Source organism: Oceanospirillum beijerinckii DSM 7166 (assembly GCF_000422425.1).
Taxonomy (GTDB): domain Bacteria; phylum Pseudomonadota; class Gammaproteobacteria; order Pseudomonadales; family Halomonadaceae; genus Oceanospirillum; species Oceanospirillum beijerinckii.
This window is the reverse complement of sequence record NZ_KE383828.1, coordinates 58337-70158: the sequence shown is the minus strand read 5'-3', so window position 1 is coordinate 70158 and position 11822 is coordinate 58337. Positions and strand designations below refer to the sequence as shown.

The following is an 11822-nucleotide window of genomic DNA, read 5'->3' as shown; positions in this document are numbered from 1 at the left end:
ATTTATCACTATGGTTGTTGGCTCATCAGGAGCAAAGATGCGTTATAACGTGATTGGGCACAGCTTTAAAGTTTAAGCACTAAAAAAGCTCAACTATTAAAACATCGCGTCCATTTAGATCGCATGAGAGTGATGGTGAATGGCATGTACATGACCGCCGTACATCTGCTCAATCACATCTGGGGTGATGCAATGGGTTTCGTGACATAATAGCTCTTTATTTAAGCAGGCGACACGATCCACATAATCTGTGATAAAGCCGATATCGTGGGAGATCACAATAATGGACATGCGTTTGTTCAACTCTTTAAACAGATCAAACACACCTTTCTCTTGATGAGAGTCGACACTGGCAGTGGGTTCGTCCAGCAGCAGCAGATCTGGCTCTGATGCCAGAGCACGGGCGATCAAAACCCGCTGTAGTTGACCGCCAGAAAGCTGATCAATAGGGCGGTCCGCAAACTCGGCTACCCCTGTTTCTTTCAGACACTTTCGTGCCAGTTCACGGTCTTTCTGAGTATATCGCTGCAATAAGCGTCCTGGATTCAGGCAGCCCATCAAAACGGTTTCTTCGACCGTAATCGGAAAATCAGAGGGAAAGCGGGCAAATTGAGGTACATAACCTAAACGGGCACGGGCTTTTTTGGCCGCCGTGCCAAACACCTTGACTGTGCCTGCATCGGGAGTGATTAGACCCATAATCAGCTTTAGCAGAGTACTTTTGCCACCACCATTAGGTCCGACCAAGCCTAAAAACTCACCCTCGCGCACGGCGAGGGTGATATTGTCCAGTACAGGAACCGACTGATAGCGAAAGCTAACGCGGTCAAACTCAATAATATTTTTTGCAAAACGCCCCATTAGCGCCAGGACTCCAGCAGTTGTTGAGTGAGTTTTTCAAGTTCAGCAGGCAGATCATAAGGCACTGGATCAACATCCACGACCCTTGCCCCGATATGGCTGGCAATACGCTCGGCAGGCTTACGGTTAAACTGGCTCTGTACCAGGATCACCTTAATCTGCTCTTCTTCCGCTTTTTTGGTCAGTTCAACCAGTTTACGTGCACTTGGGCTTTTGCCTTCAAATTCAATGGCAACCTGCTCCAGGTGATATTGTTGCGCATAGTAACCCCAAGCCGGGTGGAATACCATAAAGGTGCGACCTTCATAATCTTCCAACGCTTCATGGATATTATGGTCCAGAGTTTTAAATTTGCTCTTCAGCTGAGCAAAACCCTGCTCAAATTGTTCGGCAGACTCTGGGAAAGCCTTCTCCAGCGCGTGGGTCATATTATCTGCTTGCTGAATCGCCAATTTTGGATTCATCCAAACGTGTGGGTCTAACTCACCTTTATGATCATCGTGATCGTCATGCTCTTCGTGATCATGAGAGGCATGATCTTCGTGATGGTCATCGTCATGATCGTGTTCTGTGTGCTCATCATGGCCATGCTCCTCATGATCATGGGAAGTATGATCGTCGTGTTTATCATGGTCGTGATGTTCATCGTGATCATGCTCGTCAGCAGCAGGGTGTGCCTCTTCGTAACCATGATCATCATGATGCTTGTCTTCATCATGATGGCTATGACCTTCCATCTCAGAGCGCTTAATACCCTTAACCGAGTCCACCAGAACCAGATCAGGATTCAGCTTGCTAATACGCGGCAACCAGGTTTGCTCAAACGGCACACCGGTAGTAAACAGGAGGCTTGCTTTGCTTAATTGTGCCATCTGCTTACCGGTCGGATCATAGCTGTGAGGGTTATGCCCCGGCTGAACCAATACCTCAACATCCACGGCATCACCAGCAATCTGCTCAATCATATATTTCTGTGGCAAAACACTGACATACACCAAAGGCTTTGCCAGAACAGAGAAGCTGAGTGTAGATAGTGCGACAGCACCTGCAGTTACTAGCAAGCGGGTAGAAAAAGAGGCTGACATGAGGAATAGGGCTCCGGGTATCAAAACAACTGAAAGACTACAAAAGCGGTTTAGCCATAAGTATAACTCTACTTGTTAAGGTATAACATATCATTTTTAGGCTTTCTGAGACAGCCTGAACACGACATCTAATTGATCTGATTGCGAAAAATATCCCGCTTTGAAAAAGGAATATCACAAATTTTACGATATAATTGGGTATAACACAGCAAAGTACTCAGGATTATCCAATATATGACCACCCTTTTTGTTCGCAAACTGACCGTTATTGACTGCTCTTACCTGGATGCCCGCCGTGGACTGGTGGGAGAGAGCTGGCATGTTGACGTAGAGCTGGATGGCGATTTGAACGAACAGGGAGTGTTATTTGATTTTGGCCATGTGAAAAAAACACTGAAGAAACTGATCGATAGCACAGTGGATCATGGCCTGCTGATTCCAACAGAAACTGAAGCTTATAAACTGATCAGTGAAGATAACGACCGAGTAGCATTGGAATTCAACAGCCATGTTGGCCAGTTTAAACACGCTAGCCCACTGTGTGCTATCCAGCGCCTACCGGTTGAAAGCATCACTCCAGAAGCCGTCGCCCAATGGCTGGAAAAAGTAGCACCGACCGTATTACCGGAAAACGTAAAAGCGGTTCGCTTTAATCTGCACCATGAAATCATGCCAGCAGACCAAGCACACTATCATTACAGCCACGGTCTGAAAAAACACGACGGTAACTGCCAGCGTATCGCCCACGGCCATAGATCCCGAATCGAAATCTTTAGCAACGGCCAACGTAACCTGCAACTGGAAAATCAATGGGCGAACCAGTTACACGATAGCTATATCGGCACTCGTGAAGATATCGTATCTGAGGATGAGACCAGCATCTCCTTTGCCTACACCGCCAACCAGGGTGAATTTGAAATCACCGTACCCAAACAGATCTGTACTCTGATGGATACTGATAGCACCGTAGAGCTGATCGCTCGTTTTATCTGCGAACAGATAGGGGAGGAGGGTACTAAGGTTTACGCTTATGAAGGGATCGAGAAAGGGGCTGTTTTTTCTCAGTAATCGGCTTTGCCGCAAAGGCCAGCTACTGTTGGCCTTATGCAAAAACGTTATAGATATCCCCTGTCGCTATTATCGTAATCATCCGTAATACCCTTCCTTTCTATACTGCATTACCGTCTAGCTATCACTCTAACTAAAAGAGATTTGGCGATGACAAAGCAGGTTAATGTTTATCCAGGTAAGGCGAGCACAGCTGTTGAGCATTCTGATAGCAGTAGGGGGAACTTGGGTTTATGTTTTTCCGGCGGTGGTTCCAGAGCGCTGACATGTGCCTGGGGTCAGTTGCTGGGTTTGGATACTCTGGGTTTGATGGAAAAACCGCGTTATATTTCATCGGTATCCGGCGGCACCTGGGCATCCTGTATCTATACGTTTTTGCCGCAGAATTATTCTGATCAGGATCTGCTGGGCCAGTATTTTAAGCCTGCTGATCTGAGTCTAAAAGACGCTGCGGGTAAGCTTAATCTGGATAAACTAGGCGAGAAGGTTTACGGCAATATACCGGCAGGCTTAGATATCTACGAGCTTCTGGTGACTGCCGGTCAATTTATCACTGAGAATCGTGGTAAAAACAGTCAGTGGTTATGGGCGGATATTATCGCCAGTAAGGTGTTGGATCATTATGACCTGAGGTCCAAAGGTGAGGCATCCTGGCTGTCGACCCGTTCTTTCTCCCTGTCTCAGGATTATGCGCAAGCCACTTTCCCGCAGTTAAATCCTTCTGATCAGAATTTCTATTATGTGCGTCCGAAGCGTCCCTTTATCGTGATGAACAATAACATCATGCAGAAGGTGGATGATGCCGATCGCAAGATCTCCAATATTGTACAGTTGCCAGATCAGGTCACGCCGGTTGCATCGGGTGTAAGGGGGGAAACTCCAGATAAAGCGATCGTCGGCGGTGGTCTGGTGGAGTCCTGGGGATTTGCTTCTGATGTGGAGCAAACCGATGCGACCCAATCTCCAGTGTCTATATCACTGAAGCAGAATTATTCCCTGATCGATATTGCCAGTACTTCCAGTGCCTTTTTTGCTCAAGCAATTGCGAGCTTTATTCAAGCCCATCTGAAGGATGAAGACAGCAAGAAAGGGCTGTTAAAGGATATTGAAGCTCGTTTATCTGATGAGCATAAAAAAGGTCTGCTGCATGAAATAGGCGGTGATATCAAAGATATTTTTGATGCTATTGGCGCGCACCTGGAAAATTATGTGCTGTCCAGCATCGGTAATGTGGTACCGCGTTATAACTACTGGCCTGTGACTGAGGATAGCAAAAACGAAGAGCTGCTGTTTACTGATGGCGGTACTTTGGAAAACACCGGTATTCTGGGGGCTATTGCGCAGACGGATACCGGAGAAGCTCAACAGCAGTCGCTGCATCTGCTGGCATTTGATAATACCAGTACACCGCTGACGGTTAACAAGGGCAAGGTGATCAGTGCCGGTCAGGCCGCACCGTTGTTTGGTATCAATTTTAATGAGAAGACAGGTGTTGGCCAGCCTTTTACCGCTGAGCAGAAAGACCCAACGAACTCTGCTTTTATCGCAACAAGTCTGATTCAGATCTTCGACAATACGCCGGATAACAATGGTGTGACACCGTTTGAGCAATTGGTTAAGGGTTTGTATACCAGCAGTGCTGGTGTGGCTGCCGATGCTGAGGTCACCAGTAATGATAGCTGGCAACCACAAAATCCGGCTTATCATCAGATGTCGGTGACTACGGTCGCTAATGCACTATCGGGTATCTCTGCCGGTCGTTCGATTGAGCTGTTCTATGTACAGAATGGTCGCATGATGAACTGGCAAGACCAGCTGGTTGATACAGAGCTAAAAGATCAGATTTTGGCAGGGCAGGGACTGCAAAGTGATCTACGTAAAACCTACGACGATATCACCGAAGCCGTTGAGTTGTACTTTAAGGCCCGTGCTGATCTGGATAAGGAGATCGTTGAGATCCTGAAACAGCCTCAAAAATCCTTTGCGGATTTTCCTTACTACAACACCTTCCTGAAAATTGGCCTGCTGCCAAAAGAGTCCAATGCGCTAAGTCAGATGTGGGCTTGGGCTGTCTGTGATGAAGGCAGTCCGATGCGGGCTGACTTGGAGCAGTTTATTGCTGCCGCGAAGTAGGACTCTGTTTAGCCATATCGGTTCAGACCAGATCTGCCACGACTAAATATCCAAGCTATGTTGTAGCATCAGCAACTTCAACAAAAGGGGCTATCAATCAGCCCCTGTTTCCTGCGTGTACTCTCTTATAGTGAAGATCACTCACTGATTCATTTAGCCGTTATTCTCTCTTGCCTTGCTGCCCGCTCAAAAGTGTTTGAGGGTTAATCTGCTCCTGCTTTAGCTGCTGCAGAATAATCTCATTAAATGTCATCTCTGGATTGCGCTCGCACAGCATGCCCATCTTAAGCCAGAACTCCGCCTGAGCATTAATAGAGCGTGACATTACGAAACTGCTTTTACGAATCTCACCGTGTAACTCTTCGGATACCTTTAAAACACCCATTCAACAGCCTATTTCTATCGCGCAGATTTATATACTTAAAGAATATGTTAAGTATGCGTTTTGTATGCAAATCGTATATTTATGGACTGTATTTCACAAGCTAAATTGGCCTGAGATATAGGCCTTTTTAAAAGTCTGAGTATTACTGATAGTGAAGGTGCGTATGACACCAGTGGAAATAAACGATATCGAAGGCATTTTCCCATGGGAAAGAAAGCGCCTTCTTCTTTGAGCTGGCTCGCAGCTGTTAACGCAGAAATAGCTTTCTAAAGACTTTAACCACTAAATCTCTGTTTTTTAAAAGTACATTGCTACGAGGAAGCCAGGAGGGTGAATGCAATACAGTCCTGGCGTGGGAAAAGGTCTTAAAGCCTTCAATACCATGGTAATGGCCCATACCAGATTCACCGATGCCCCCAAAAGGAGCATCATCTGCAGCCACATGCATCAGAGTATCATTAATACAAACGCCGCCACTATGAGTTGTACGCTTCACCCTTTGCTGTAACGACTTATCACTACTCATCAGATAGAGTGCCAAGGGGCGCGGTCGAGCCTGAATATAGTGGAAGGCTTCATCAATACACTGATAAGTCAGAATTGGCAGGATAGGACCAAAGATCTCATTTTGCATTAAGGCCATCTCATCATTCACATCTATGACCAGGTGTGGGCACATCCAATGCTTGTCGTGATTGATCCCTTCAGTTAGGACGGGTTCAATCCTGGCACCTTTTGTCTTTGCATCTTCAAGATAGCTTTGCAGCCGAGTAAATTGACGTTGATCCAACACGTTACTAAAACGGCATTGGTTTTTATCATCGGCAAAGTATTTCTTATATGCTTGCCTATAGGTCTCAATAAATTTATCCCGACAGGATTCTGGTAGCAGAATATAGTCCGGCGCTACACAGATTTGGCCGGCATTAATGGATTTCCCCAGCATAATGGCATCTACTGCAGCCGACATTTTAGCATCCTGGGCAATAATGACTGGTGATTTACCACCCAATTCCAGAGTAATGGGGGTTAGATTGTCCGCTGCGGCTTTGGCAACATAACGACCTACCTGCGTTGATCCGGTAAAGAACAGATGATCAAAGGGCAGGGCGCTGAACTGTGCAGCGGTTTCACTTTCCCCCTCAATAATGACGACATCGTCAGACATAGGTTGAAACAGCTCTCTAATCACCTGATTGGTATATGGAGTAAACTCACTCATCTTAACCATCACCTTATTCCCAGCTGCAAGGGCTGTAATGATGGGTCCGAGACTCAGAAAAATAGGGAAGTTCCAGGGGACAATCACACCGACAACACCTAATGGCTGGTAGTGCACAGAAACAGAGGAGGGGGATAGTGTCAGTCCTGCATGGCGTCGCGAAGGTTTTAGCCATTTAGGAAGCTTTCTATAAACATAATTCAGCTGCTGCACGGAAGGCATCAGATCCGCCAGCAGGCTATCAAACTCACTGCGGTAACCGTAATCCTGATTCAGAGCCTGATAAAGCACCTGTTCTCGCTGTAACAAACGACGCTTAAGCTGATCTAACAACCTGCGTCGGTCGGACATCACCGGGTAAGGGGAGAGAGTAAAGGCCGTTTTTAAACGTTGAAACTCACTCTTTAACTGAGCCTGACTTTCATCGGACTGTTGCAAGGACGCCTGTATATTCATTCTGGGCCTCAATAGCTATTTTGTAATCTATCGTTGCATGCCATAAAAACAGGGTCAAAGATTGAACTGGATATTTGATGGCTCTCTTGCCTGCTGTCCTGTCAAGATACGACTTTGGCACCAAAGGACAGCTGACAGGGAGTGGCTTTACGCAGGCTTTAGGGGAAATATATCTGGCAGCGACTATTGATATTTTGCTGACGTAATAAATTCTTCAAAGGTTTCACACCAGATAATCACACTGGTGTAACGAGTCGGATCAATACTTGCTGGCACTGTAACAATGAAGTTATCAAAGGTGTTAATATCGGCTACTTTAACCATCCTGCTTTTCAACCGAAGAAAGTCTGCTTCAGCTTCAACATGATCAGGCGATAGATACAGCTTATAGTCAGGACCAGGAGCCAGCTCTCCCATAAGAGAGATCGTATCTTTACCGATGGAGACCTGACCGTCCCCCCAGTGAAGCGCATCACTGCCTTGTAAGTCACGACGGAACTTCGCTGTAAAGATTGCATTCTGATTCAGCATTTGCACCTCAGACGTAGTAGGTGCGGGTGGAGCTGTAAGGATAGGTAAAGCATAAATGCCACCAGCAAAACCGATGGCGATCATCACGCAGTGAGAGATAACAAGAAAAACAATCCTATTCATAAAAGATCCTGAATAATGTTGATAGCTCAATGAGATGGGGATTCTGAACTAAAGCTTCCGTGAAATCTGTTGTCTTTATCACAGTCTCAGAAAAGATAGAAAAGCAGGTAAAGCAGCTAGCCGGGTATCTCCCCTGAATCTACTTTACCTTGTCGAGATTATTAATAAATAGCTGAACCGGAAAGTCATGGGCTTTTTCGAATTTCTTTGTGCGCTCTTGTTTTAGTGCGACAGCCCTGCAGTGATGGTATAGACGGGTCCGCAGTCGCCGATAGAGGCGTGGCCTAAGATAGTGTAGCGACCCTGATGATAAACCTGATAGTCATTGTTGCTGGCCGAAGCTTTAAGCTGTAACGTTTTGGTTCTTTCTTCTGGTAAACAGTTCTGCTCTACGTTTTGACTCCAACGCAGCACATCTTTGGCATTAACTTTAATTGGGCAGGCGGGAAAGTCGGGATTATCTGTACTGAAAATTACAATTGTCAGTGAAGTTTCCAATACATCGGTGTCAGGTTGCAAATACCATGAGGCCTTCGGTGTATTGTTGTCGTAGGGGGCAGGCAGACAAGTATCCGTGGCATCAGATCCATCTCTTAAATAACCACCATCAAAGTCCAGAATGGCACAGGTTAATTGGCTTGGACCCTGGATACTCGGTTCACTGTGATTTTCTACAGAAATCTGCAATAGACTTTGATTAATAGGGTTCATGCTAATGACCTCTCTACAACCTTAAGTACCTCTGTTTTTATGCTGACAAGAGGTAAAAAGATGCTATTTATCCTCCCTGGATACGATTTAATACACCGATTATTTACTGTGTATATTCAATACTTCTATTGTGGTCGAAAGTTTTAGACGACGCTATTACACGCTATTACACGAAGCTTTTTGTCGGATAAATAGATGTGAACACAAGGTTATTTATTCAAAAATAACAACGGGTTAAAGATATCTAAAGTGCATAGGGCAAGAGAATGGGTGAGGCTTAGGGAAGGTATCAAAAGCGTGAAAAGAGAAAAAGAAAGACAGGTAGAGTGCGACGGCAGATATCCAGCTTCCTGGTTGGAAAATCAGCACTCAGACAAAAAGGGGGAATTGCCTGAGTGCTGCGCGACGATTAACGCTGATCGAAGTCCAGAACCACTTCGTCAGTGATTGGATGCGCCTGACAGCTCAGAACATAACCCGCATCGATTTCGTGTTGCTCCAGACCGTGAGAGATATCCATCTCAACCTGGCCTTTGGTCAGCTTACACTTACAGGTAGAACACACACCGCCTTTACAGGAGTAAGGCAGATCCATACCGTTTTCGATACCCGCATCCAGGATATTTTCACCCACTGTAGCCAGATCGAAAGATACCGCACGACCATCCGCGATAACGGTTACTTTGCTGGTTTTCTCTTCACCGTATTCAGCAATACGCTGTTGAGCACGTTTCAGTGCTTCTTCAGAATCAGCGGAGGAACTGGAGAAGAGTTCGTAGTGAATCTGATCATCGCTCAGACCTTCCATACGGAAGCCGCGGGATACTTCAGACATCATAGCTTCAGGGCCACAGATGAAAGCTTCGTCGGTGTTCTTGATATCAATCAGGCCGCTCTTTTGCAGCTGGTAGCCTTTCTTGTTATCAATACGACCATTCAGCAGGTCAGCACCCTGATCTTCGTAATCCATGATATTGATCCACTGGAAGCGGCTCATATAACGGTTTTTGACGAAGTTCAGCTCATCTTTGAACATCACCGTGTTACTACGCTGGTTACCGTAGATCAGAGTTACGGTGCTGTTTGGTTCGATATCCAGCACAGATTTCATAATAGAAATCATTGGTGTGATACCGGAGCCAGCAGCGATGCACATGTAGTTCTTAGCGTTGTCGGCGTTCAGTTCGGTGTAGAAGCTACCCTGAGGTGGCATCACTTCAACGGACATACCCGGTTTGAACTCGTCGTTGGCGTAGTTAGAGAACTTACCACCGTCAACACGCTTAATACCCACACGCATATGGCCGTCTGTCACGCCAGAGCAGATAGAGTAGGAGCGACGTACATCTTCGCCATCAATCATGGCGCGCAGAGTCAGAAACTGACCCTGAATAAAATTAAACTTGTCTTTCAGTTCATCAGGAACTGCGAAACTGACACAGATCGCGGTATCGGTTTCTGGCTGAACATCAGCAATTTTCAGCGTGTAAAAATTGGTGTCAGACATTGCTTCACCTTTATATCCATTACGAACCGGACCTTTCAGCCCGGCTCTGCTGAATCTAATACTCTGAAACTCTGAGGCTTAGATCTTTTTGAAATAGTCGAATGGCTCGTTACAGTCATTGCACTGGAACAGGGCCTTACAGGCCGTAGAGCCAAACTCACTGACCCGGCGAGTATTCCGGGAACTGCAATGTGGACATTGCGCGTGGGCATCCGGTGTTAAACCGTCTTCATCCAGCTCAGCATCTTCTGGTGGGGCAATACCGTAATCTCTTAATTTTTTACGGCCATTGCTCGACATCCATTCAGAGCTCCAGGCAGGGGCCAGTTTGGTTTGTACCTTTACATCGGTATAACCCGCATTACCCAGTGCCTGCTTAACATCGCTGGTGATATTGTCCATCGCCGGGCAGCCAGAGTAGGTCGGGGTGATCGTAACTACGATCTGACCATCCTGACGTTGGACATCGCGCAAGATCCCCAGATCCCAGATCGTCAGCACGGGTACTTCAGGATCCTTAACTTCGTCGAGAATATCCCAGAGTTCCTTCACATCTTCAGCGCTGCGCTGCTGTAGACGCTCATACTCCTCGACTGGCATCAGTGAGATTTCATTCATAGCGATTTACCACTTAATCGTTAACCGGGGATTACCACTTGCAACCAGGATGAGAGCGGTGAACGATCTGCATCTCAGTCAGCATATGGCCCAGATTTTCAGTGTGGTAACCGATACGACCACCTTTGACTTCCCAGGAATCTTCCGGAACAGTCAGGGTCGCTTCAGTCAGAATCTCAGTAACACGCTGTAACCAGGCATCACGCAGTTTAGAAACGTCTACGCCGATACCTTCGTCAGCCAGCAGTTGCTCAGTGGCGTCCATATCGAACAGCTCGTGAGTGTAGCCCCACAGAGCATCAACGGCTTTCTGAGTACGCTTATGACTTTCTTCAGTACCATCACCCAAACGCAGAACCCAATCACGGCTACGACGCAGGTGGTACTTGGTTTCTTTAATCGCTTTAGCAGCAATTGCAGACAGTGTTTCGTCTTTGGATTGCAGCAGCTCAGGCAGCAGTACAGTGTAGTAAACATCTGCAAACAGCTGACGTACCTGAGAGTAGGCGAAGTCACCTTTCGGCATTTCAAATAACAGCAGGTTGCGATATTCACGATCATTACGCATGTAAGCGAAATCGTCTTCATCACGACCGTCATCAGCCAGTTCAGCAGCGTAGGTGTAGAACATACGTGCACGACCGATGTAATCCAGAGAAACGTTGCCGTAGGCAATATCTTCTTCCAGGAAAGGACCGTAGCTGATCCACTCGGAAATACGGTGACCCAGTACTACAGAGTCATCACCCAGACGGGTCGCGTATTCCAGCGTAGCGGCTTTAATTGCATCACTCATTCTTAATCTCTCCTCACCAAATCCGGATTACATGTTGTTTACTGGATCAGGCAGGACGTAGTAAGTCGCATGACGGTATGGTTTGTCATCGTTTGGATCGTAGAAGCAATCCGCATCATCTTCCTGAGAAGCACAGATATCCGCAGACTTAACAACCCAGATGCTTACGCCTTCGCTACGACGGGTGTAGCAGTCACGAGCGTATTCCAGTGCTTGCTCGTGATCTTCAGCGTGCAGGCTACCAACATGTTTGTGGTCAAGGCCACGCTTGGAGCGTACAAATACTTCAAATAATTCCAGTTTTTCTGTTACAGACATGTCAGATC

The 11822-nt window shown here is 46.5% G+C and carries 12 protein-coding genes; 2 read left to right on the top strand and 10 right to left on the bottom strand.

Features of this window, described 5'->3' with window-relative positions; all coding sequences use genetic code 11:
• Positions 1-114: 114 nt before the first annotated feature.
• Together H579_RS0119010 and H579_RS26610 are read right to left on the bottom strand one after the other, a co-directional pair.
• Entirely contained in the window at positions 115-861 is a 747-nt protein-coding gene (locus H579_RS0119010; RefSeq protein WP_036566827.1) for a metal ABC transporter ATP-binding protein, read from the bottom strand.
• Positions 861-1946 (bottom strand): metal ABC transporter solute-binding protein, Zn/Mn family, encoded by a 1086-nt coding sequence (locus H579_RS26610; protein WP_051227926.1) that lies wholly within the window; start codon positions 1944-1946, stop codon positions 861-863. Before H579_RS26610 ends, H579_RS0119010 begins: the two co-directional genes overlap by 1 nt.
• 234 nt (positions 1947-2180) lie before the next feature.
• Between H579_RS26610 and H579_RS0119000 the strand changes: the two genes are divergently transcribed.
• Positions 2181-3014, top strand: coding sequence for a 6-carboxytetrahydropterin synthase (locus tag H579_RS0119000; RefSeq protein ID WP_028301970.1), 834 nt, complete (start codon positions 2181-2183; stop codon positions 3012-3014).
• Positions 3015-3164: 150 nt separating this feature from the next.
• Positions 3165-5147, top strand: a complete 1983-nt coding sequence (locus tag H579_RS0118995; RefSeq protein ID WP_028301969.1) for a hypothetical protein — start codon at positions 3165-3167, stop codon at positions 5145-5147.
• A gap of 160 nt (positions 5148-5307) precedes the next feature.
• On the opposite strand, the gene H579_RS0118990 is transcribed toward H579_RS0118995, so the two are convergent.
• From H579_RS0118990 to paaB, 8 genes are all read right to left on the bottom strand, one after another.
• Complete coding sequence (locus H579_RS0118990) at positions 5308-5532, bottom strand: ParD-like family protein (protein ID WP_028301968.1); 225 nt, start codon at positions 5530-5532, stop codon at positions 5308-5310.
• A 247-nt stretch (positions 5533-5779) separates the two neighbouring features.
• Entirely contained in the window at positions 5780-7210 is a 1431-nt protein-coding gene (locus H579_RS0118985; RefSeq protein ID WP_051227923.1) for a coniferyl aldehyde dehydrogenase, read from the bottom strand.
• 183 nt (positions 7211-7393) lie between these two features.
• Positions 7394-7864, bottom strand: a complete 471-nt coding sequence (locus H579_RS0118980) for a DM13 domain-containing protein (RefSeq protein WP_028301966.1) — start codon at positions 7862-7864, stop codon at positions 7394-7396.
• A gap of 222 nt (positions 7865-8086) precedes the next feature.
• A complete protein-coding gene (locus tag H579_RS0118975) occupies positions 8087-8575 on the bottom strand; it encodes a hypothetical protein (protein ID WP_028301965.1) in 489 nt (162 codons plus the stop codon).
• 409 nt (positions 8576-8984) lie between these two features.
• The gene (gene paaE / locus H579_RS0118970) at positions 8985-10082 is read right to left on the bottom strand and encodes a 1,2-phenylacetyl-CoA epoxidase subunit PaaE (protein ID WP_028301964.1); all 1098 of its coding nucleotides are present in this window, start codon (positions 10080-10082) and stop codon (positions 8985-8987) included.
• A 78-nt stretch (positions 10083-10160) separates the two neighbouring features.
• Positions 10161-10700: a 1,2-phenylacetyl-CoA epoxidase subunit PaaD gene (paaD, locus tag H579_RS0118965; protein WP_028301963.1), complete on the bottom strand. Its 540-nt coding sequence runs from the start codon at positions 10698-10700 to the stop codon at positions 10161-10163.
• Positions 10701-10731: 31 nt separating this feature from the next.
• On the bottom strand, positions 10732-11496 hold the full coding sequence (gene paaC, locus H579_RS0118960) for a 1,2-phenylacetyl-CoA epoxidase subunit PaaC (RefSeq protein WP_028301962.1): 765 nt from the start codon (positions 11494-11496) through the stop codon (positions 10732-10734).
• A 27-nt stretch (positions 11497-11523) separates the two neighbouring features.
• Complete coding sequence (gene paaB / locus H579_RS0118955; RefSeq protein WP_028301961.1) at positions 11524-11814, bottom strand: 1,2-phenylacetyl-CoA epoxidase subunit PaaB; 291 nt, start codon at positions 11812-11814, stop codon at positions 11524-11526.
• Positions 11815-11822: the final 8 nt, after the last annotated feature.